The organism is Enterococcus sp. AZ089, assembly GCF_050547225.1.
Lineage (GTDB): Bacteria > Bacillota > Bacilli > Lactobacillales > Enterococcaceae > Enterococcus_D > Enterococcus_D entomosocium.
In genome coordinates this window covers 3,188,855-3,212,371 of record NZ_CP172954.1, presented here as the reverse complement: position 1 = coordinate 3,212,371, position 23,517 = coordinate 3,188,855, and the positions used below count along the sequence as shown (strand labels likewise).

20 protein-coding genes are annotated in these 23,517 nt (G+C 42.4%); 17 read left to right on the top strand and 3 right to left on the bottom strand.

From position 1 onward, the window contains the following. The first annotated feature begins 42 nt into the window (after positions 1-42). From IGJ01_RS14820 to IGJ01_RS14780, 9 genes are all read left to right on the top strand, one after another. The gene (locus IGJ01_RS14820) at positions 43-2,721 is read left to right on the top strand and encodes a cation-translocating P-type ATPase (protein ID WP_008379442.1); all 2,679 of its coding nucleotides are present in this window, start codon (positions 43-45) and stop codon (positions 2,719-2,721) included. A gap of 171 nt (positions 2,722-2,892) precedes the next feature. Continuing rightward, positions 2,893-3,321 carry a hypothetical protein gene (locus IGJ01_RS14815; RefSeq protein ID WP_005228008.1) on the top strand — a complete coding sequence of 143 codons (429 nt, stop codon included), beginning with the start codon at positions 2,893-2,895 and terminating at the stop codon, positions 3,319-3,321. 484 nt (positions 3,322-3,805) lie between these two features. After that, positions 3,806-5,308, top strand: coding sequence for a ribosomal protection-like ABC-F family protein (abc-f, locus tag IGJ01_RS14810; protein ID WP_244732478.1), 1,503 nt, complete (start codon positions 3,806-3,808; stop codon positions 5,306-5,308). Positions 5,309-5,777: 469 nt separating this feature from the next. Continuing rightward, positions 5,778-6,851: an ABC transporter ATP-binding protein gene (locus IGJ01_RS14805; protein WP_005233711.1), complete on the top strand. Its 1,074-nt coding sequence runs from the start codon at positions 5,778-5,780 to the stop codon at positions 6,849-6,851. Next, complete coding sequence (locus tag IGJ01_RS14800; RefSeq protein ID WP_008379450.1) at positions 6,851-7,732, top strand: carbohydrate ABC transporter permease; 882 nt, start codon at positions 6,851-6,853, stop codon at positions 7,730-7,732. The genes IGJ01_RS14805 and IGJ01_RS14800 overlap by 1 nt, the downstream gene beginning before the upstream one ends. A 4-nt stretch (positions 7,733-7,736) precedes the next feature. Then, positions 7,737-8,555 carry a carbohydrate ABC transporter permease gene (locus IGJ01_RS14795; protein WP_005228015.1) on the top strand — a complete coding sequence of 273 codons (819 nt, stop codon included), beginning with the start codon at positions 7,737-7,739 and terminating at the stop codon, positions 8,553-8,555. Further along, positions 8,539-9,831 carry an MBL fold metallo-hydrolase gene (locus tag IGJ01_RS14790; protein ID WP_244732477.1) on the top strand — a complete coding sequence of 431 codons (1,293 nt, stop codon included), beginning with the start codon at positions 8,539-8,541 and terminating at the stop codon, positions 9,829-9,831. The genes IGJ01_RS14795 and IGJ01_RS14790 overlap by 17 nt, the downstream gene beginning before the upstream one ends. Before the next feature lie 16 nt (positions 9,832-9,847). Then, positions 9,848-11,131, top strand: a complete 1,284-nt coding sequence (locus IGJ01_RS14785) for an ABC transporter substrate-binding protein (RefSeq protein ID WP_005233730.1) — start codon at positions 9,848-9,850, stop codon at positions 11,129-11,131. 175 nt (positions 11,132-11,306) lie between these two features. Beyond that, a complete protein-coding gene (locus IGJ01_RS14780; RefSeq protein WP_005228018.1) occupies positions 11,307-12,854 on the top strand; it encodes a bifunctional metallophosphatase/5'-nucleotidase in 1,548 nt (515 codons plus the stop codon). A gap of 43 nt (positions 12,855-12,897) precedes the next feature. On the opposite strand, the gene IGJ01_RS14775 is transcribed toward IGJ01_RS14780, so the two are convergent. From IGJ01_RS14775 to IGJ01_RS14765, 3 genes are read right to left on the bottom strand one after another with little or no spacing between them, the layout of a single operon-like run. Beyond that, on the bottom strand, positions 12,898-13,059 hold the full coding sequence (locus IGJ01_RS14775; protein WP_005233739.1) for a hypothetical protein: 162 nt from the start codon (positions 13,057-13,059) through the stop codon (positions 12,898-12,900). A 33-nt stretch (positions 13,060-13,092) separates the two neighbouring features. Next, positions 13,093-13,443 carry a hypothetical protein gene (locus tag IGJ01_RS14770; RefSeq protein ID WP_061053324.1) on the bottom strand — a complete coding sequence of 117 codons (351 nt, stop codon included), beginning with the start codon at positions 13,441-13,443 and terminating at the stop codon, positions 13,093-13,095. 19 nt (positions 13,444-13,462) lie between these two features. Next, positions 13,463-14,485 (bottom strand): lactonase family protein, encoded by a 1,023-nt coding sequence (locus IGJ01_RS14765; protein ID WP_034878296.1) that lies wholly within the window; start codon positions 14,483-14,485, stop codon positions 13,463-13,465. Between the two features lie 118 nt (positions 14,486-14,603). Between IGJ01_RS14765 and IGJ01_RS14760 the strand changes: the two genes are divergently transcribed. From IGJ01_RS14760 to IGJ01_RS14725, 8 genes are all read left to right on the top strand, one after another. Beyond that, positions 14,604-14,957, top strand: a complete 354-nt coding sequence (locus IGJ01_RS14760) for a PTS glucitol/sorbitol transporter subunit IIA (protein ID WP_042890673.1) — start codon at positions 14,604-14,606, stop codon at positions 14,955-14,957. Between the two features lie 15 nt (positions 14,958-14,972). Next, a complete protein-coding gene (locus IGJ01_RS14755) occupies positions 14,973-16,154 on the top strand; it encodes an AI-2E family transporter (protein WP_005233743.1) in 1,182 nt (393 codons plus the stop codon). 282 nt (positions 16,155-16,436) lie between these two features. After that, entirely contained in the window at positions 16,437-17,018 is a 582-nt protein-coding gene (locus tag IGJ01_RS14750; protein ID WP_016621906.1) for a TetR/AcrR family transcriptional regulator, read from the top strand. A gap of 19 nt (positions 17,019-17,037) precedes the next feature. Further along, the gene (locus IGJ01_RS14745) at positions 17,038-17,574 is read left to right on the top strand and encodes a flavodoxin domain-containing protein (RefSeq protein WP_008379457.1); all 537 of its coding nucleotides are present in this window, start codon (positions 17,038-17,040) and stop codon (positions 17,572-17,574) included. Positions 17,575-18,104: 530 nt separating this feature from the next. Beyond that, positions 18,105-19,031: an ROK family protein gene (locus tag IGJ01_RS14740; protein ID WP_429969674.1), complete on the top strand. Its 927-nt coding sequence runs from the start codon at positions 18,105-18,107 to the stop codon at positions 19,029-19,031. Between the two features lie 129 nt (positions 19,032-19,160). Beyond that, the gene (locus IGJ01_RS14735; protein ID WP_008379459.1) at positions 19,161-21,428 is read left to right on the top strand and encodes a helix-turn-helix domain-containing protein; all 2,268 of its coding nucleotides are present in this window, start codon (positions 19,161-19,163) and stop codon (positions 21,426-21,428) included. A 19-nt stretch (positions 21,429-21,447) separates the two neighbouring features. After that, the gene (locus tag IGJ01_RS14730; RefSeq protein ID WP_244732475.1) at positions 21,448-22,749 is read left to right on the top strand and encodes a family 20 glycosylhydrolase; all 1,302 of its coding nucleotides are present in this window, start codon (positions 21,448-21,450) and stop codon (positions 22,747-22,749) included. Between the two features lie 150 nt (positions 22,750-22,899). Further along, on the top strand, positions 22,900-23,400 hold the full coding sequence (locus IGJ01_RS14725; protein WP_005233764.1) for a GNAT family N-acetyltransferase: 501 nt from the start codon (positions 22,900-22,902) through the stop codon (positions 23,398-23,400). Positions 23,401-23,517 lie beyond the last annotated feature (117 nt).

Here is a 23,517-nt window from a genome sequence, read left to right as displayed (position 1 = left end):
CATGTACAATAAAGGAAGAGTAAGTATAAAAGGAGGAGAAACATGTCAGAAGAAAACAAAAAGGAGCAGCTATCGCAGGCGTTTTATGCGCAAGAAGCGCAGCATGTTCTGGAAGAAATGCAAACAGATGCCAATGGATTAACGAACGATGAAGCGCAAAAACGCTTATCTGAGTATGGTCCCAACGAATTAGAAGAAGGCAAAAAGAAATCGATGGCACAAAAATTCTTTGAGCAATTTAAAGATTTGATGATCATCGTTTTGCTAGCGGCGGCAATTATCTCAGCAGTCGTTTCCCATGAAGTCGTGGACTCAATTATTATTTTAGCAGTTGTCATTATCAACGCGATCATGGGTGTTGTTCAAGAGGCAAAGGCAGAGCAGGCCATCGAAGCACTAAGAGAAATGTCCACACCAAATGCCAATGTCCTGCGTAATGGTCATACCGTCACCATCAAGAGCGATGAATTGGTTCCGGGGGATATTGTCCTATTAGAAGCTGGCGATGTCGTACCGGCAGATTTACGCCTCTTAGAAGCAAGTTCGTTAAAAATTGAAGAAGCCGCTTTGACCGGTGAATCCGTACCAGTCGAAAAAGAATTGACTGTCATCGAAGGGACGGATGTCGGGATCGGCGATCGCGTCAATATGGCCTATTCAAACAGTAATGTGACCTATGGCCGCGGAAAAGGGGTCGTGGTCAATACAGGAATGGGAACCGAAGTTGGGAAAATCGCTGGCATGCTAGCTAGCGCCCAAGAAACCGAAACACCGTTGAAGCGTAACTTAAATGAACTAGGAAAATTCCTGACGATCGCCATCATTATCATTGCAGTGATCATGTTCTTTGTTGGAACGATCTTTAATAATACGTCATGGGTCGACATGCTATTGACTTCGATCTCATTAGCAGTAGCGGCGATCCCAGAAGGGCTGCCAGCGATCGTAACGATCATCTTAGCCTTAGGTACGCAAGTAATGGCGAAACGAAATGCAGTGATCCGTAAATTGCCTGCGGTTGAAACCCTTGGGGCAACGGACATTATCGCTTCTGATAAAACCGGTACTTTGACGTTGAATCAAATGACCGTGGAAAAATTGTATGTCAATAACAAACAACATGCTGCTTCAGAAGATATTCCGTTAGACAACATGGCATTAAAAGTCATGAACTTTGCCAATGATACAAAATTTGGTGAAGAAGGCAACTTGATCGGTGATCCGACCGAGACCGCATTGGTGCAATTCGGGATGGATCAAGGATTCCATGTGCGGGATCTCGTCAATCAAGAACCACGGGTAGCGGATCTGCCCTTTGATTCTGACCGAAAACTTATGAGTACGATCCACCAACAAGAAGACGGCCGCTATTTAGTTGCTGTCAAAGGTGCACCGGATGTCTTACTAGGCAGAACCTCAAAAGTACTATTGGATGGCCAAGAGCTACCAATGACGAATGAAGAAAAAGAAAAAATCTTATTCAACAATACCGATATGGCAAAACAAGCGCTGCGGGTATTGGGAATGGCCTACAAATACGTAGATCAAGTGCCAGAAAACTTAGAATCAGAAATCGTCGAAAATGATTTGGTCTTTGCTGGCTTAGTCGGAATGATTGACCCAGAACGGGCAGAAGCAGCCGATGCGGTACGTTTAGCCAAAGAAGCTGGGATTCGTCCCATCATGATCACCGGAGACCACCGGGATACAGCTGAAGCCATTGCGGGACGTTTAGGGATCATCAAACCGGGCGATGATGATGCTGTCTTGACCGGCGCTGAACTCAATAAAATGAGCGAAGAAGAGTTTGCCCAAAAGGTAGCCCACTACTCAGTCTATGCGCGGGTATCGCCGGAACATAAAGTCCGCATCGTCAAAGCTTGGCAGCAAGAAGGCAAAGTCGTTGCCATGACTGGTGACGGGGTCAATGATGCACCATCCTTGAAACAAGCAGATATTGGGGTAGGTATGGGGATCACAGGTACCGAAGTTTCTAAAGGTGCTTCCGATATGGTCTTAGCCGATGACAACTTTGCTACGATCGTCGTAGCGGTGGAAGAAGGACGTAAAGTCTTCTCCAATATTCAAAAAGCGATTCAATACTTGCTAGCCGCTAACCTAGGGGAAGTTTTGACCTTGTTCTTAGCAACCTTGTGGGGTTGGGACTCGCTATTGCCGATCCACTTGCTTTGGATCAACCTAGTAACGGATACCTTCCCAGCAATTGCCTTAGGAATGGAGCCTGCTGAAAAAGATCTAATGAAGCATGCACCGCGGGGACGCAGTTCCAACTTCTTCTCAGGTGGTGTGATGAGTAGTATCATCTACCAAGGGATCTTAGAAGCGGCAACCGTGCTGTTTGTTTATTGGTCAGCGATCCAATGGCCCGTCCACAATACGTATGATGCGATCCATGCCGATGCCTTAACGATGGCCTTTGCCACGTTAGGATTGATGCAATTGTTCCATGCCTTCAACGTCAAATCGATCCATCAGTCGCTCTTTAAAGTAGGAGCATTTAGAAACAAAGCCTTCAACTGGGCGATCCTGTTGTCCTTTGCGTTGATGCTAGTGATCTTCATTGTGCCAGGATTAAACGATATCTTCCGTGTCGCACACCTTGACTTGTATCAATGGGGCATCGTTTTAGGCGCCTCCTTTGCGATCATTCCAGTCGTTGAGATCGTCAAAGCGATCCAACGAGCAATGGGACGCAAATAAGCCAAAAATAAACAGAAAAACAACGAATGGTCTGCTGTCCTTCTCCATGGGCAGCAGGCCTTTTTTTGCTGGCTTATTTTCGATAAACCCTATGGCTGTTTCTTGACCTTTTCATTTGCAGCAAGAAACGGTAAAATAGAAGATAATAACAAAGAAAGTAGGGGACCCACTGTGCGACCAAACTTAGGTTTTTATGTACAAACAATCAACGATCTTGTCAAAGAAACAGAAGCAATCGGGGAGAAAATGAATCCCAATTATGAAGAGATCCGCAAAGCGATCGACGAGAAGAAAGAAGCAGAGGTAACACCTGAGCGGCTAGCTGAGATTACCAGAATTTTTAAAGAAGGCACGGACAAATACCGCTTGATGCTGGAAAAAATCAGCAAATTGCGTCCACCAGCGAATGTGATGGGGATCCATAAAAAATTCGAGCGAGCGTATATGAAATATGTTGCCGGCTGTGATGAGATGATTTTGAGTCTGGATAACAAAATCGACCAAGAAGCCTTTGATGCAGCTGAAGCTAAGCAAGATGAAGCAACGGACGAAATTTCTTTTGCTATCCAACGGATGACCGCTTTATTGTTAAAAAAATGATAAACATTCAAGTTAAACAAGAGTTATTTAATTTAACTGTTATGTTTTTCACATGTAAAGTTTTTTTATCGGAGGTATAATGAATTCACAACCAACAACCTTTTTATTTTTCATTTTACTCCTTTTGCCATCAGGACTAACCAACCTGATGGTTTTTTTTGTTTTTTAATGAAATGTTTCCATCAAAAGCGGGGATAGTTTGTGAACAAAATATAAAGTTGGAATAGCAAGGAATAGCAAGCTTGCGCTTTTTTGTCGATCAATGCTATACTTAGGGCACTATTAAACGAAATGAGGGATCCTCCATTGAAAAATTAACCAATTTGTTGAAAGCTGCATGAAACTGTTCCTCCAAGGGGATAGTCTGCAGATTTTCAGGATTGGTTGACTTTTTCAATGGGGGATTTTTTTGTGTACCTCTAAAAACTGATTCTGAAAATAGCTTTAGTCTACTCTATTCCGTGAATAGAGACGAGGTATATTTATGTCTAATATCAGTATTAATCATTTAACTTTTGGCTTTGATAGCCAGGAACGGTTGCTTTTTGAGGATGCCAACTTGAACCTTGATACACAATGGAAGTTAGGGTTGATTGGCAGAAATGGTCGCGGCAAAACGACCTTGCTGCGTTTGCTGCTCAATGAATTGCCTTATAGCGGCTCGATTACCCATGAGCAGCAATTCGTTTATTTTCCCTTAACAGTCGCTGACGAACAGCAACTGACGCTTTTTGTTTTACAAGAATCCGGTGAATTTGAGCAGTGGCGTTTGGAACGAGAATTGAACCTGCTGCAACTTGATCCAGAAATTCTTTGGCGGCCCTTTGCCACTTTATCTGGCGGCGAGCAAACGAAAGTTCTATTGGCGCGTTTGTTCGTTGATGAAGAGAATTTTGCTTTGATCGATGAGCCAACCAACCATTTGGATGTGACCGCTCGCCAACATGTTGCCCGCTATTTGCAGCAAAAAACCGGGTTTATCGTTGTGAGCCATGATCGACAGTTTGTCGATGAAGTCGTCGATCATGTATTGGCGATCGAAAAAAGCCGCTTGGTGTTGTACAAAGGGAATTATTCAGTTTATCAACTGCAAAAGCAGCAAAAAGATGCCTATGAGCAAGAACAAAACAGCAAGTTGAAAAAAGAAATCGGTCGTTTGAAGCAGACGGCAGCCGAGAAAGCGGAGTGGTCCCGAGGACGCGAACGGGACAAATTAGGGTCGCCGACCAAAAAAGGCAGTGGGGCAATCTATGATACGGGGGCGATCGGTGCCCGAGCGGCACGGACCATGAAGCGCTCGAAAGCGATCGTTAAACGGATGGAAGATCAAATTCAAGACAAGTCTGCGTTGTTAAAAGACATTGAGTGGATCGATCCTCTGAAAATGACCCCGCTTGTTAGCCATCATGACGTGTTGCTGGAAGCAGAGCATTTTCAGCTCGGCTATGAGAAGCCTTTGTTTAAACCGCTGACGTTTGCGATCCGTCAAAAAGAGCGCTTGGGGATTCAAGGGGCCAACGGATCTGGCAAGTCCAGTTTGATTGCGAGTATTTTAGGTACTTTCGAAGGACAGCAGACAGGGACGATCAAAACAGCCCATGGGATCACCATCAGTTATGTTCGACAAAACTACGAGGACAATTGTGGGATGCTGACAGAGTTTGCCCAAGAACATGGCTTGAATTATCAAGATCTGCTAAATAATTTGAAAAAACTTGGCTTGGAAAGAGCTGTTTTTCAAACGCCGATCCAGCAAATGAGCATGGGGCAGCGTAAACGCGTGGAACTAGCCAAATCATTAGCAACACCAGCAGAATTGTTTATCTGGGATGAACCTCTGAATTATTTGGATGTCTTCAATCAGAAGCAATTAGAGGAAGTAATCCATTTGGTGGAGCCTTCTATGCTGATCATTGAACACGACCGTTATTTTCTTGAGCAAGTCTCAACGAAATTGCTGACGTTGACGATCGATGAAGTCGAATAACTGAAGGGGAAAAAGGACGATTGTTTTCTTTGGGAAAACCGTCCTTTTTTGTTATTTTAATCGGAGAGATACTGACGATTTTAGTAAGTATTTAATAAGGGTGCTTTTGATAAAAAAGCTGTGTAAAAATAGTGTTATTATACACAGGTATGTATATTTGATAAAATTCATTCATTTTTTCATGAAAATTTTCGAAAAATGACGAAACGTTCGGGATTAGCGGGTAGAATTCCCTTTGAATCACTCATCGTTTTCTCATTGTTTGGTAAATTAATTAAAAATTCTTTCATAATTCCCATTGGTTTTTACAAAACATTTACAATAATAGTATCGAATAAAAACATTCGTTTGTTATGATTAAAATCGAATTTCTTTGAGCGTTTGACCGAAACATCAAGAGTTCGTTTTTTTTGTGACTTGAAATGCCAGTCAACTATTCGGAGGAAAAAGAGAAAATGGAGGGGCAGTTTTGATAGAAGTAGTCGGGTTGAAGAAGGTTTTTGATAATAAGTTCGAAGCCTTGAAAGCAGTAGATTTTACAATAGAAAAAGGCGATTTGGTTTGTTTGTTGGGACCTAGTGGTTGCGGGAAATCGACGATATTGAATTTGATCGCGGGGTTGTTAAGTCCCACCGATGGTGATATCCGCTTTAATGGTACTTCCGTTGTTAAGACGGAGCCGAAAGACCGCAATATCGGGTTTGTTTTTCAGAACTATGCCCTTTATCCCCATATGACTGTGTTAGAAAATGTCATGTTTCCCTTGACAGTCGGAGAGAAAAAAATCAAGAAAAACGAAGCACAGAAAATTGCTGAAAAGTTCATGAAGCTGACCAATATTGAAGAATTAAGTCAGAAAAAACCAGGAACCCTTTCCGGTGGACAACAGCAACGGGTCGCCATTACTCGTGCTTTGGTGCAAAGTCCAGAAGTGTTACTGCTGGATGAACCATTGAGTAACTTAGATGCCCGTTTGCGCTTGAAGATCCGTGAAGAAATTCGTCGGTTAGTCAAAGAAGTAGGAATCACTACGATCTTCGTGACTCATGACCAAGAAGAAGCTCTTTCTATCAGTGATAAGATTATTTTGATGAATGAAGGGATCATTCAACAAAATGATGATCCGCAAAACCTTTACTTAGAACCAAACAATCTTTTCGTAGCGAAATTCATTGGTAATCCAATCATCAACATCTTGCCAGTAGAAGTCAAAGAGGGACAAATGATCCATCCAGCATTCACGATCCCAGTTGACCGCTTTACCGACATTCGCTTCAAGAAACCATTGACAGACGGCCAATATACGTTAGGTATTCGTCCAGAAGATGTGCTGACCACCTTACAAACGGGGTTGTTCCAAACAGAAATCAAGAGTGTGGAGCTGATCGGACGAGAACGAATCTTGAACTTTGATCTGGCTGCAAAACATATGAAATCGATCGTTAGTATTGAAGAGATCATTGAAGAAGGCGCGCAAGTGTCATTTGATTTTCATTACAAAAAAGCCTTTATCTTTGATGAAAAAGGAGAGCGGGTCTACTAATGTTCAAAAAAAATTATAACCCTGAGAATCAACCAAAGGCGTGGCTGTTTTTACTGCCTTCATTGGTCATTATTTTCTTATTCAGTGTGTATCCGCTGTTTCGTTCCTTCATCATGAGTTTCCAAAAAGGAACCTTGATTAACCAACAGTATGCTGGGCTTGAGAACTATCAAAGGGTTTTAACGGACCCCGTATTCTTTCGAGCACTGCAAAACACAGCGCTGTTTGCTTTTGCGGTCGTGCCGATCTCGCTGATTCTCTCATTAGCGATTGCTTGGATCATTTTTGAAAAAGTCAAATACAAAAGTTTTTTTGAAACGATCTTCTTTATGCCCTATGTCACAAGTACGATTGCGATCGGGATCGTGTTTCGTTACTTTTTCAATGGCTCTTACGGGATCATTAATTATCTGCTAGGTCTTGTCGGCATTGCGCCAGTCAACTGGCTAGATAACGTCAACATGAGTATGACGACCTTGATCATCTTCGGCGTTTGGACGAGCCTCGCCTTCAACATTATTATCTTGTTGGCAGGAATGCGCAACATCGACAAAGAACATTATAAAATCGCAAAAATGTTTGGCGCTACCGATGGCGAAATTTTTCGGAAAATCACCTTTCCGCAGTTGATCCCGACCTTTGCTTTCTTGTTGACGGTCAATCTGATCAGTGCCTTTAAAGTTTATACTCAAGTATATGCTTTGTTTGGCGGCCAGCCAGGGATCGCTCGTAGTGCCACGACAGCAGTCTTTTATATCTACGACAAATTCCATATTGCCGGACGTCCGGGGATTGCAATGGCGGCAACCGTGATCTTGTTCATCATTATTTTGCTCGTCACCTTTATCCAAAATAAACTTTTGAAGAAAGTGGGCGAATAAACGAATGAAAAAAATTGTCACGATTGTTTCGATGTTGTTTTTAGCAATTTTAGCAGTGATCACGCTGTTTCCCTTTGTCTATATGATTTTAGCTGGGCTAATGACCTACAGTGAAGCAACCAGTATTCCACCGACGATCATGCCAGAGTCCTTCCAATGGAGCAACTACGGGGAAGTCTTTACCCGAGCACCGTTTTTACGCTACTTCTTCAATACGGTCTTTGTTTCAGCGGTCACTACCATAGCGACGCTGATCACGGCAATTTTAGCTGCTTTTGCATTAACGAGTCTTGAATTCAAATACAAGCGTCTCGTGATTGGTTTGATGATCTCCTTACTGATGGTTCCTTATGAATCCATCATCTTTACCAATTACAATACGATTGCTCGAATGGGCTTATTGAATACGTATAGTGCCTTGATCATTCCGTTTCTGACCAGTATTTTTTACATCTATTATTTAAACGGTTATTTACAAAGTATTTCTAATACCTTTTATAAGGCAGCCAAAATTGACGGTGCCAGCGACCTAGCTTATATCCGCCGAATTTTGATCCCCATGTCTAAACCAGCCTTGGTGACAGTCGGGATTCTGACGTTCATCTCTAGCTGGAATTCTTTCTTATGGCCGTTGTTAGTGACGAATGAGAAAAAATACCGTCTCTTAAATAATGGATTGGCTGCCTTTACCACAGAAAGCGGCAGTGACGTTCATTTACAAATGGCGGCAGCGACCTTGACCGTCATTCCAATTCTGATCATTTACTTGATCTTTAGAAAAGAAATTATCAAAGGAGTGGCTAAAGATGGCATCAAAGGATAAAACAACGATCACCTTCCATAGCGGAATTTTAACGATTGGAGGAACCGTCATCGAAGTTGCGTACAAAGATGCCCATATCTTTTTTGATTTCGGTTCGGAGTATCATCCAGAAACACCCTTACCAGATGAAGAATTACAAACGTTAGTTGCGCATCGCTGGATACCAGAACTGAAAAATGTCTACGATCCACGCTTAGACTACACGTACCAAGGAAGCGAAACGAAAGAATACCAAGAAACAGCAGTTTTTCTTTCCCACGCCCATCTGGATCATTCCAAGATGATCAACTTTTTAGACCCAAATATTCCTATGTACACCTTGAAGGAAACCAAAGCGATCCTCGAAGTGTTGAATCAAAAAGGGGACTTCTTGCTGCCCGTTCCTCATGAGGAAAAAAGCTTTGTCCGTGAATTGATCGGCTTAGAACCCCATGATGTGATTCGGATCGGGGAAATCGAAGTCGAGATCATTCCAGTCGATCATGATGCGTACGGTGCGGCGGCCTTGTTAATTCGCACGCCGGATCATTTTATCGCTTATACCGGTGATTTGCGTTTGCATGGCTATCATCCAGAGCGTACCAAAGAATTCTGTCAATTAGCCAAACACACGGATCTATTGATGATGGAAGGGGTCAGCATCAGCTTTCCAGAAAGAGAACCGGACCCCAAAGCGATCACAGTGGAAAGTGAAACAGAATTGATCGAGACCTTCGTGCGTTTGGTCAAAGAAAATCCCCAACGACAAATTACCTTCAATGGCTATCCAGCCAATGTCGAGCGCTTTATGGCGCTTGTTGAAGCCGCGCCGCGGACGGTTGTTTTAGAGGCGACGCAAGCTGCTTTGTTGAAAGAAATTTTCAATAAAGATGTACCGTTCTATACGATCGATGATCAAGTACCAGCGACTCTCGATCCAGCCTTCGCCATTTCTTATCAGGCATTATGTGCCGACAGGAGCCAGTACCTTTGGCAAGCAGTCGCGCATTTTGAAAACTTGCAAACAGGTGGATTGTATATTCACAGTGATGCACAGCCGTTAGGCGATTTTGATCCAGCTTACCAAGTCTTTTTGGATCAACTGGCAGCACTGGAGATCGAATTTGTCCGTTTGCCAAACTCGGGACATGCAAAACCAGCTGATTTAGATCAGATCATTGCCTGGATCGAGCCCCAACGATTGGTTCCAATCCATACGCTGAAACCAGAAAATCTGGTGAATCCGTACGGTGAAAGAATATTGCCGCAACGCGGTGAAAAAATTATTTTAGAGTGATAGAGGAGAGGAAAAAATGAAAACAAAGAAACTTGCATTTGCAGCAGCTGCAGCCGCGACATTGGTATTAGGGGCTTGTGGAAACAACAACGATTCATCTGGTTCTACCGAAAGTGATGAAATCGTTACAGAACTAAGCGAAGATACGACTGTCACCTTTTGGCATGCAATGAATGGTGCGCAAGAAGAATCATTGACGAAATTGACGGAGCAATTCATGGACGAAAATCCAAACATCAAGATCGAATTGCAAAACCAATCCAGCTACTCTGATCTACAAGCAAAGGTGAATTCAACCTTACCTTCACCAAAAGATCTACCAACTATCACCCAAGCATATCCTGGTTGGTTATGGAATGCTGCCCAAGATGACATGTTGGTTGACCTTGGCGAATACATCAACGATGATACTATCGGTTGGGGTGACCAAGAAGAAATCCGCAGTGCCCTTTTAGAAGGCGCGCAGATCGACGGCGTGCAATACGGGATTCCTTTCAACAAATCAACAGAAATGCTGTTCTACAATGCAGACATGTTAGACGAGTATGGTATTGACGTACCGACAAACCTTGAAGAATTAAAAGAAGCTTCTCAAGAAATCTTTGAAAAATCAAACGGTGAAGTAGTAGGTGCTGGTTTTGACTCATTAAACAACTACTACGCCATCGCAATGAAAAACCAAGGTGTTGATTTTGACAAAGACTTGCAACTAGACAGCGATGAATCAAAAGAAGTCATCAACTACTACCTGGATGGTGTCAAAGAGGGTTACTTCCGAATCGCTGGTTCTGATCAATACTTGTCTGGACCATTTGCCAACGAGCAAGTCGCAATGTATGTCGGCTCAATCGCAGGGGAAGGTTTTGTTAAAAAAGATACCGAAGGCAAATTTGAATATGACGTAGCAGCTCGTCCAGAACCAATCAACTTGCAACAAGGAACTGACTTGTACATGTTCAACAGCGCAACACCAGAGCAACGTACTGCTGCTTTTGAATACATGAAATTCTTGACTTCTCCAGAAGCGCAAAAAACATGGGCAATCGATACCGGCTACATGCCAGTTGTTGAATCTGTTTTGGAAAGCGATGAATACAAAAACAATCCTGAAACAAAAGTGGCTGCCAAATTAGAAGATGCAACCAAAGAATTGTTCTCGATCCCAGTGATTGAAAATGCTGATCCTGCTTACAATGAAATGCGTTCAATCATGGAAAACATTTTGTCTAATACAGATCAAGATGTCGATCAATTGATTGAAAACGCAAAACCACAATTAGAAGATGCTTGGAACCAATAATTCTGAATTTCTTCGTCAAAATAGGGTATAATCAGGGAAACACTTGAGATGAAACACCAAAGGGTTTGTATCATAAGGTTTGAAGACGCAAGGAAGCAAAATTTGCTGGCTTTCGAGGGTTTTCGACTTATGCGCATGCCCTTTTGGTGTATTGAGGGGAAAAGGAGTCTTTTGAATGAAAATCACGTTTTTAGAAACGAGCGATATGCATGGCTATGTCTATCCAACCAATTTTGCCGATGACACGGAACAAGGATTCGGCGTGGCAAAAGTTGCCACCAAAATGAAAGAACTGCGCCAAGCAGCCACCGGACCGGTCGTAACGATCGAAAATGGCGACTTTATCCAAGGCTCGCCCTTAAGCTATTACATTGCCAAAAGCCAGCACTCCGTTGCCGCATTGACCGCTGTCGTCAACCACCTAGACGTTGATGTTCATGTCTTAGGCAATCATGAGTTCAACTACGGTCTGCCTTATTTGCAAGAAGCGATCGCCAGCTACCAAACGCCGGTACTTGCAGCCAATATTTTAAATGAAGCGGGGGAACCATTCTTTGGGCAAGCTTACACCATCATTGAAAAAGAAGGGGTAAAGATCGCGATTTTAGGAATGGTGACGCCCTATATTCCTCATTGGGAACAACCTGCGACGATTCGCGGGATGCAGTTTGTCAGCATCGTTGAGACAGCGAAAAACTATGTACCTTACTTACGAGAACAAGCCGATATTGTTGTTGTCAGTTATCATGGCGGCTTCGAGCGTGATTTAGTCACTGGGGAACCGACTGAATTATTGACCGGCGAAAATGAGGGCTATCAATTATTGCAGGAAGTCTCAGGAATCGATGCGTTCTTCACAGGACACCAACATCGTGAGATCGCCACAAAAATCAATGGTGTCCCTGTTGTGCAGCCCGGTTATCGTGGAAGCTTTATCGGCGCCATCGAATTGACGGTTGAAAAAAATCAGACAGGGGTTCATGTCACAAACAGTACGGCTGCGTTGATCCCTGTTGCGGATGCTGTCCCAGATCAAGAGACGTTGGCCTTGTTAGCACCCATCGAAGAAGAGTTACAAACATGGCTAGATCAGCCGTTAGGCAAAGTCAGTGGGGATATGCGAATCACCGATCCGATGGGGGCACGCTTGAAAGAGCATCCTTATATTGAATTCATCAATCGTGTTCAGATGGCTGCCAGTGGCGCCAAAATTTCTGGCACTGCTCTTTTCAACAATGAAGGCAAAGGCTTTGGCGCAACCATCACGATGCGGGATGTGATTACCAATTATATTTACCCAAATACGTTAGCTGTAGTCAAAATAACAGGTGCCGAATTAAAAGCTGCTTTAGAACAAACGGCGGATTATTTAGCCGTTGTTGACGGTCAGATCGTTTTCAATCCTGCTTTTATTGAACCAAAACCGCAATATTATAACTACGATATGTATGAAGGCATCGAGTATACGATCGATCTTAGTCAACCCGTTGGTCAACGAATCACCCGTTTGGACTTTGAAGAAAAAGCCATTGCGATGGACCAAGAATTAGAGATCGTCATCAACCAATACCGTGCCGTGGGCGGTGGCAACTACGCCATGTTTTCTGCCGAAAAAATCGTTCGTGAGATACAAGTCGATATGACGGAACTGATTGCTGACTATTTGAAACAGCATCCTCAGATCGAAGCCACGACGAATCAAAACTTTCTAGTGACGTTATAATAGCAAAACAGCCTGCGATGAATGAATCATCGCAGGCTGTTTCTTAATTTTCTACATTACGTACATAGTCATCAAAGTATTTTACCAAATCCGCTTTGACTTGTTGATAGTCTTCTTCGGAATAGTCTTTGTCTTCTAGTTTTGCTTCGAAAAATGGCATGGCCAATTCTTCTCGTAAACGATCCAACACTTGTTCTTGGTTCATAACGTCACCTTTTTCACTTTTGATTTGATTTCATCATAACAAATGAAATGAGGCTGTCAATGCTTCGTAAGTGTCTTTCATTTTTTCTAAACGATTTTTTAAAGAAACAAAATCATCGTCATCATGAAAAAGGACTTGTTTTAATTCAAAATAATAGATCTCAAAAGCATCAAAGAAAGCAATGACTTCCGCTGTTTGCAGCTCTTTGGCAGTATCGCAGCGAATATAGGCTTTTTCAGCGACCGCATACGTTTCCGCAGTCGTTAATAGGACCAATGATTCATTGTATTTGCGGCTCGTCACTAGTTCAAAGGTTGATTGACATTTATTGTAGATATTAGAAAAATCTTTGAGCACGAGTTCCTTTGGTGTTTTATCAAACATGGGGGAATCCTCCAAAACTTTATTTTTTGAATAAGACGCAGACACATTCTGGTGCGTAGATGTCTTTTTCTAAGACAGTCAATTTGCCAGTGGCTTCATCGCGTTTGTATAACGTTAGGTTATCAGAATTTTGGTTGGCACAAACCAGATAATCGTTTGTCGGGTCCAAATCGAAATCGCGAGGGAAGTCGCCTTCTGTTGAGATTGATTGAACAAAAGCCAGGCCAGCGCCTTCATCGGTTACTTCAAAAACAGCGATTGAATTATGGCCGCGATTTGAGCTGTAAACAAAACGTCCATCGTTCGAGATCCGTACCGCAGCGCCACTGTTGAAATCCGTAAAGTCCGCAGGGATCGTTGGCACCTTTTGGATTTTCTCAAAACTGCCATCTGCTTGATTGTAGCGTAAAACAGTCAATGAGCTGTCTAATTCGCCCACTAAGTAAGCGTATTGGTTATTTGGATGGAAGACTAAGTGACGAGGACCAGTTCCGTCTTCTGCCACATAGACAGCTACTTCTGTCAGTTTGCCATCTTCTGAAATATCATAAGTATAGACCCGGTCCGTTCCAAGGTCACAAACTGCTAAACGTTGGTCTGGTGTTAAGTCAGTATAATGGACATGAGGTTTGTCTTGGTTTTCATGAGAGCCGACGGGTTCATCATGGTAGATGCTGTCCGTTGCTTCGATGCTGCCATCTTCTAGAATTTTATAAACATTCACTTCACCTTTGTGGTAGTTGGCACCATATAAAAGCTGACGGTTTTCATCAACTGCTACATAGCAAAGGGGTGCGCCTTCTTCCGTTGCGGTATTCAGCAAGGTAAAGTCTGGGGTATAAGCAGCGGCGCCACCGTTGCCAGCTACTTCTGTGACGCTGTAAACTGCTTCTTTTTTACTGCGGGCAAGATAAGTCGGACTTTTTTCTTCCGCGCATAAGGTCAAATCGGTCAGTGTTCCTTTTTCCGTATCTAAAGCGATCGAATAGATCCCTTTACTTTCGCGACGAGTGTACGTACCCAAATAAATCGTTTGCAACATAAAAAAACCTCCTAATAGTTTCATTCCTCTTTAATTCTACCATAGAATGCGGTTTTGGGCGGGCAGAAAAACTCTTTATGTTATAATAAACGAGAAGATAGAAAGGGGAGTTTGTCATATGAAAAAAGGGACGATCAAAGAAATCGGTCCACAGGCGATCGATTCGCAAGAAAGAATGATCATCTTCTTTGGGGAAGAAGCGACCGATACATTGCGAGAATATTCAGTCATCCAAACGATTCCTGATTCGCAAGCGTTAGTCGTAAAGAAAGAGGATCAGATTACTTTTGGTGATCAGACCTATCAAGTCCAATATGTAGGAACGGTGGCTAACCAAATCCTGCAAACGATCCAGCATGTGACCTTTGTCTTTGACGAAGTGCCGGCTGAAGAACCGCTTTCAAGTGCGATTTATTTAACGCCAACTGTTTTGCCGAACCTAGAAGTCGGCATGCAAGTGACGTACAACTAGGAGGCAAAGAATGTCATGAAAGAAACGCAGAAAAAGCCGCATTCCTGGTTTTGGAAATGGTTTTTAAACAATCAAGCAGTGACCAGCTTGCTGGTCATTTTATTGATTCTCTTAATTTTGCTGCTCTTCACGAAAGTTTCATATTTGTTTGAGCCTGTCTGGCAATTTTTAGCAATCGTCGGATTGCCAATCATTTTGGCGGGGATCTTGTATTACTTGATGAATCCCACTGTTGACTATTTGGAGCGCAAAGGAATCAAACGAATTTACAGTATTTTTGGTCTTTTTGTTTTGGTGGTTGGTCTGATTGTCTGGGGGGTGGTGGTCATCATTCCTAAGATCCAAGAGCAATCCATGAGTTTTGCGGATAATCTGCCGGGGTATTTGACGATTATTGAGAATAAGGTGAATGAAATCTTGTCTGATCCAATCTTCTCGCAAGTCCAAGATCAGATCGAAGCTTCCAATGAGAAGTTGATTTCTTCTCTGACGGATATCGTCCAAAATCTTTCCCGCAGTACGATTCAAAATCTAGGTAGTTTCTTCGGGGCCGTTGCGACGATCGTTTTAGCGGTCATTACCATGCCGTTTATTTTGTTCTACCTACTGAAAGATGGCCGCAAACTAGCCCCTTATTTTGTCAAATTTTTACCAACCAAAATGCGCCAGCCGTCACTGATCGTTTTAAAAGAAATGAATGACCAGGTATCCTCCTATATTCGGGGACAGCTGACAGTGGCGTTTGCGGTCGCAGTGATGTTTATGATCGGCTTTAGTATTATTGGCTTAGATTATGCCATCACACTGGGGATTGCAGCGGGATTTCTAAATTTGATCCCTTACTTAGGCTCCTTTTTGGCCATGATCCCTGCGGTTTTTTTAGGAATCGTCGGCGGACCAGTGTTACTGATCCAAGTTCTGATCGTTTTTGTTATTGAGCAAACCATTGAAGGACGCTTGATTTCGCCATTAGTTCTAGGAAATGAGTTATCGATCCATCCTGTCACGATCCTGTTAGTCCTCTTGACTTCAGGAAAATTGTTTGGTCTTGTTGGGGTCATTTTAGGGATTCCTGTCTATGCGGCTGCCAAGGTGATCATTACCCATGTGTTTGAATGGTATACGCGGGTTTCCTCCTTGTATGAAGAGGAAGAACCAATCCTCGAAGCACCACCAGAGGACACCCCAGAAGTTTAGCAGCTTCGAGTGCAAAAGAGTCCATACGTATTATCAACGGTACAGCCTTTTTCTGTGGGCTGTACCTTTTTTGTGCGGATAAAAGAGCCAGCAATCACTGGGAAGTAATGCAAGATTTACAACCTATGAACGATGATTTGGGAGAAACCGACAGCTCTTTATTCAATAGAAAGAGTGAGGGAGTAGTGTCTTGGACCCGATTGACTTCGCAGGAACAAAAGAATATAATCGAGTTATATAAATCGTTTATATAATGTGACTTGTGCTTAAGGAGGGTCTTGGATGCCAAAACAACGAATAACAAAGGAAATGGTGGTTGATGCCGCTTTTGAAATTGCTCGAAAAGGCGGTATGGAGCAAGTGATTGTCAAAAATATTGCGGAAAAGTTAGGCTGTTCAGTCCAGCCCATTTATAGTTATTGCACCAATATGGCGGGTCTGCGAACAGAAGTAGAGCAGAAAGCACGGCAATTTTTACAAGCGTATCTAGAAGCCCATAGCGACTCCCAGGATCTGTTTCGCAGTACCGGACACGCATATTTGCAATTGGCGAAAGAAGAACCCCAAATTTTGAGAATTTTTGTCTTACAAAAAAGAGCGAATGTTTCGTCATTAGAAGAGCTGTATCAGTTGGAGACGAATCCTCAAGTAGCGAAAAGGATTGCCGCCGATTTGAACATCAGCATAGAAACCGCCAAACAGCTGCACTTGCATATGCTCATTTACACGATCGGAATCGGCACGATTTTCGCAGTAACGACACCAGGTATTCCACTAGGTGAAATCTATGCACAACAGGAAGAAGCTTACGAGATGTTTTTGAAACAGGCAATAGATGGCACAAAAAGTAGGTCGCAGTCCTAACTGCAGGGAGGAATTCCTCATGAAAAATGGCATTATTGTTTATCAATCGAAATACGGCGCTGTCAAAAAGTATGTCCACTGGCTTCAAGAAGCAACAGGTTTTCCCTGCCTAGAAACCCCAAAAGCCAAAATAGCTGAAGTAATGGATTATGACACAATTATCTTCTGTGGGGGAATCTATGCTTCGGGTATTGCTGGACTGTCCTTTTTAAAAAAGAATAGCAATCAGCTAAAAGGCAAAGAGATACTCATCTTTTGTGCGGGAGCTTCTGTTCCTGAAAAAGTGGTAGTGAAAAAACTCAGAGAACAGAATCTCACGGGTCCACTAAAGGACATCCCCTTTTTTTACGGAAGAGGACAATGGCAGGAAAGCAAAATGAACTTTTTCGATCGAACCTTAGTGAAAATGTTAAGAAAAGCGGCCGCTAAAAAAGAGCCACACACCTATGACCCACAGACGAAGGTACTCATGGAAGCCAATGGACAAGATTGCGATTGGACGGATAAAAAATACTTGGTTCCGTTGGTGGATTATTTGGAGCAGGAATTGTATTGAACGAGCACAAGCGCTTTATTGAGGTTTTATGAATCAAATGAGCAATAAGTGACCAGAGTGTAAGAACAGAACAAAATTAGTTTACTGCGAATAGATTTTTTGTTGTGACACCAAGAGTCTGCAACTAAGTTCTTAAAATTGTTTGATCTATTCCTAAAATTCAATGAGTAAGTAGAATGCCGATCACGCATGAGAGGATGTCTTATGCGTGACGGTTTTTTTGTTTATAGCTTATCTTAATAGAAAAAACGGGAGTAGCTGATTCCTTTGTTTATAAAATTCTCAGACATTGTATCTAATAGTTCTATTTTTTAGCTTTGCATGATGAACATTTTTGTGAAGCTAAACGTTAAACCAGGTCTTTCAAGTGCTAAAAAAATAAGCAGAGAAGCTATCTCTGTATGTACAATGTATATTCTTTCTAAATGCAAGATATCTTTCGTTGCGGGCTTTTTTATGGCTTGGACGGATTTGACATATTGTTGCAAGAAATACATATGGTCGCTGAAAACATTGGTTGCGTATACTGAATGCAAGACAAAAGAAAACCTTGCGAGGTCAAGAAAATGTGGATTTTAGCAATTGATATTGGCGGTACTGCTATTAAATGTGGGTTAGTGAATAGTCAAGGGGAACGCAGACAATTGACTCAATTTCCTATGAACAAGGAATATGCCACAGTCACGCAACGTATATGTCGACAGATCGATGCATTCTATGCAGCAGCATTTGATGGCATCGCTATTAGCTCAACGGGACTGGTTGATCCACAAAGCCAAGAAATCGGGATGACATCACCTTTATATGAAGGATTTGGTAAAAGACTGGTTAAGCATTTGCGCAGTACATACCAATGTCCAGTTGCTGCCGAAAATGATGGCAACTGTGCGCTATTGGCAGAAAAATGGTTGGGTCACGCTCAAAATTGTACGTCCTTTGCGACAATTGTCCTAGGTACATCCGTTGGCGGTGGCTTGATGATCGATCATCAATTGATTCGCGGCAAACACTTACTAGCAGGAGAGTTTGGTTATCTGCTTTTTCCGACCGAAAGGAAGGATTGGGAACTTTGGAGCATCGCAGGGTCAACCAGAACATTAGTAGAGAAAACAGCAAAACGTATCGGAGACCCAACAATCAATGGCCAGCGTATTGATACACTGGTTCAAGAACAAGATCCGCGATGTCTGCCAGTAGTAGCTGATTTTGTCGATAAACTGGCGGCGGCTTGCTATAGCCTGCAATATATGATTGATCCGGAAATCATCTTGATTGGCGGTGGAATCAGTGCGAGCCGTTTCTTGATCCCACATGTAAACGCACGATTAGCTATGATTGCTGAGCAGATTCCTAGTACTGTTATCGTGCCAAACATTTGTGCCTGTCGTTTCGGCAATGAATCTAATTTATTGGGCGCTTGTTATAACTGGTTAAGAAAATACAAGCCTGATAGCTGACTTGTAAAAAAGCATTGTTTTTTATTAAAATAAAGCGTATTTTATTAGAGTATCATACATTCTTTTCTCCTAAATAAGTACCGATAAATGAAAGCGTTTTTGAGCTTTCGAAATAACAGAGAATAGGTGATGCAAATGGGAAAGTACACGGAACTGAATCGTCAAAAACTATTTAGGGGAATCATTCGTGCCATCAGCTCTTATTTAATCGTGTTTTTAGTGCCTTTTTTAGCCGTGTCATGGATTTGGTATGATACATCTGTCAAAAGTATCAATGAACAAGTGATGCTGACCGCTAGAAATCAATTGATTCAGTTGAAATATTCTTTAGAAAATACGTTTATTCAATTGAATTATCTGACGCAAAAAATGACCAATGATCATGTTGTCTCATTGAAATATTTGCAGCATCCTTACTTGACCAAAGAAGCAAGAGAGGCCATGCAAACGTACAAAATCACCAACGACTTAGTCGAAGAAGTCTATTTATATTATAAAGAGTCCCCAGCAACCTTGTATTCAACCGTAGGATCATTCTCTTTTGACACATTTTTGAAAAAAGTACTGCCGAAAAATGAAATGGGCCAGGAACAGTTAGCCGCACAATTGGATTCCTCAGCGCCTACATTGTTGACATTAGAAGGCGCCGGTGAGGAGCAGCGATATTCCCGTTTCTTTTATATCGTTCCCATTCAAAGTGAAGAGATGACTGTCTATGGCTCAGCGATCTATGAAATCAAAGAGAACAATTTGAAGAGAATTCTTGATCTCAGCAATAACGATGGGATCAGTAACACCTATATTATCAATGATGAGTACCAGTTATTAGCCAGTACCACCAATGATGAGTTAGCGCGCTTTTTAAATCATCCCGAACGCATGAAAAAAGGCATTCAAACAGGACGAATGCGGTTTGAACAATCAACGTATTTTGTTCAAGCGATTGCCAATAATGAATTGAATATTTCAGTGGTAGCCGTTGCTAATCCGAATCAAGCGCTGGCATCGGTCAACCGTGTACAAGAGCAGTTCGTCCTAGTATTTATCGCCATATTATTTACGGGTATCACTGCAGTCGTGATGCTTGGGTTACGTAGTTATCGCCCAATTCGCAAAATCGAAAATCTGGTTCAGGAGTTTCATCGGGACCCCAAAATGACCCTTCATTCGATGGATGATGTCCATAATACCTTGGCCGCATTTTTGGTTGAGCACCAAGAACTGCATCAGGAAGTCCGCCTGCAAACACCTCATGCCAGAGAGCAAGTGCTGCGCAAATTAATGAGCGGACGTTTTCGGTCCGAGCAAGAACTGGCTTTGCTTTTAGAAGCGGTTCATGTCTGCTTTCCTAAGTCAAATTACTTTGTGATCGCCATCGATACGAAAACTGTGGATTCCAAAGCCAAGCAAGGAGATAAAAAATTTCTGATCGATTATATCGAGGAAATCAAAGAGGCGGATTATACGGCATATGCGACGGAAATTTTATCCAAAGAAATGTTAGCCTTGACCGTAGGGTTTGTTGATGGCAAAGAACAACAAGAAATTGTGGATGCCATTGCGGAAAAAATTACCCATGCGATCTCCCTAACACCCACAATGGGTGTCGGTATGACGGTCGATCAACTAACCGCCATCAATGAATCCTATATCGAAGGGTTGGCAGCACTGGAAAATCAAGGGAGTCAAGGCAAGCAAATCAGCTACTATGCGGAGCTTTCCAAAGAGACCAATCATTTGCCAATCAATTATCCAGACAATCAAAAATTAAAATTGATCCAAGCCTTGAATCAAGGAAATATTGAGATTGCCAGTGAAACGATCCAGCGGTTGATCGAAGAAGGCGAGAGTAAACAGACTTCGCCTCGTGTCCAAAAAATGTATGGCTACTACTTGTTGAATACGATCGCGCAAGTCGGCGGTGAATTGGTGGGGGCAGAAGTACTGCATACCGCTTCTGAAAGTGCTGATTTCAACAGCTTGAATCAATTGCAGTCTGCCTTGTTAACGATTGCCCAGCAGATTTGCACGAAGGTGCAGAAACAGCCGCTGGATGATGAGTCGGAAATGAATGAGAAAATCTTCAGTTTTATCCAAGAAAATTACCATTCCTCACAGCTCTCCTTGGAATCGGTGGCAGAGGAGGTTGGTGTTTCTGTCTCTTATGTCAGCCGTTTTGTAAAAAAAGAAAGCGGCAAAACCTTCTCCAAATATATTCAAGAACTAAGACTGAAAAAAATCAAAGAGGAACTGATTGAAACAGATTTGCCAATCAAAGAAATTATTCGCAACAATGGGTATTATGATGTTTCCAATTATACGAGAAAGTTCCGAAAAATAGTGGGTGTGACACCAGGGCAATACCGTGAAATGAACCAAAAAATGAGAAATTATTGAAAGTATGGGGGAAAATGAGATGAACAAACAAGTTGATTTGACAAAAGTTCAGCAACGAGCAGCCGTCTTTTTTGAGGAAATAGGTTGGCAGTCGGCGAAAGATCGGTTACCGAAAATAGTGATCGATCCGCAGCTGGATGCTGATTTTCGATTTGAAAACCAAACAATCAGTGTGTCCTCGCCAGAACATGCCTTTTACGCGTTAACCAAATATGGCCGAGATCAGGCGACGGGTCAATTAGCACAGAAAAGCTATCTAGCAGCGCTTAAAGAACGCTGTCTGATGATCGATATCGGGCGCAAATTTTATTCGCTTGCTGATTTGAAAGCAATCGTCCGCAGCATGGCTTGCTTCCAATTCACGCATCTGCAACTTCATTTTTCGGAAAACGAAGGCTTTCGGATTGAATCCCAGCAATTTCCAGAAATTGTTTCGGAAGAATGTTTGACCAAGCAAGAAATTCGTGAATTGATTGCGTATGCTCAAAACCATGAAATTGCCATTATCCCTGATTTTGATTCTCCGGGTCATTTGCGTCAAGTCCTAGCACAAAAACCTCAATGGCAATTGCCGACAGCAGATGGCACTCGTGATGATCGAGCACTGAACATTTTGGATTCAGAAGCGGTAGCCTTTATTCAGGAAGTTTATCGAGAATATGCGCAACTGTTTGAAGACAGCACCTATTTTCACATCGGGGCCGATGAGTTTATTGATTTTGACCAGTTAGAAAACTTTCCACAAATGATCGAAGCTGCCCGCGAGCGTTATGGGGAAAAAGCCAGCGGAATCGAAGTCTTTATTGATTATGTCAATGAGCTGGCGGCCTTTGTTGAAAGTCTCGGCTTTGTTGTGCGGGTCTGGAATGATGGTTTTTACCGCTTGAATCGCCAAGAGCAGACAACGTTGACGGAGAATTGTCAAATCTCCTATTGGACCCGTTGGAACCAGAATATGGCGCCGGCGGATGTCTTTTTTGAAAAGGGCTATACCATGATCAATCACAATGATAATTTTTTCTATTATGTCTTAGGAGAAGCGGCAGGGTATACCTACCCAACTTACGAAAAAATCAGCAATGAATTCCAGTTGACTACGTTTGCCAATGGACAACAAGTTGCACAGGAACAGCTTGCCCAAACACAGGCGATCGCTTTATCCGTCTGGGCGGATGTACCTGAGGCTCAGACTAGTCGTGAAGTGATCCAAGCGATTTTTTGGCTCCAAACGGCCATTAGCCAAAAAGTTTATAATGAGCCAAATCGACCAAAAGAGACATTTCGAAAGCTTTATGATGGGTGGGAAGCGACATTTAGCTGATTGTTAGAGGAATTGGGTGAAAGGGCACATCGCTGACAATCCCTGTTGTTTTCTTTATGATGAATAAGTTTAGCGACAAGTGAAACAAAAGCCAATAGTATTTTGATAAAATGAACGTAACTCCGAGTGAGGGGAGAAATGGAGCAATAAGTGATCATAGACATTCAACCGTTGAAGAAAAAAGATATCCTTGAAATGGATCAAATGTTTTTAAAGCAAGGGTGGCCTTCTCGCCAGCAGCTCTTGATGGAGTATTTAAACGAGCAAGAAGCGGGGGAGAGATACATTTTGCTTGCCAAAATAAACAACAAAACTGCCGGGTATTTGACATTGGTCCCTCTAGCAAAGCACGGACCATTTAAAGGCTTGTACCCAGAAATTGTGGATTTTAATGTTTTTGAATCTTATCAAAAACAAGGGGTAGGCAGTCAGCTTTTAAAAGCAGCCGAAGAAAAGGCACGAGAAATAGCTGCCGTGGTGACATTAGGGGTAGGTTTACACAATGGTTATGGATCGGCCCAGAGACTGTATGTAAAACAAGGCTATATTCCAGATGGATCTGGTGTTTGGTTCAATAATCAGAATTGTGCGATGAATGTGCCTTGTTGTAACAATGACGATCTTGTTCTTTATTTGTCTAAGGAACTTTGACCCTCCCGTGGTAAGTACCTTTAAAAAAGGATTAATCCCACAGCTTGTTTGCATGTTCTCATCACCTGTTCAACAAGCTAGCTCGCTACTTTCGTATAAGCGAATTTGGGGAGTTTT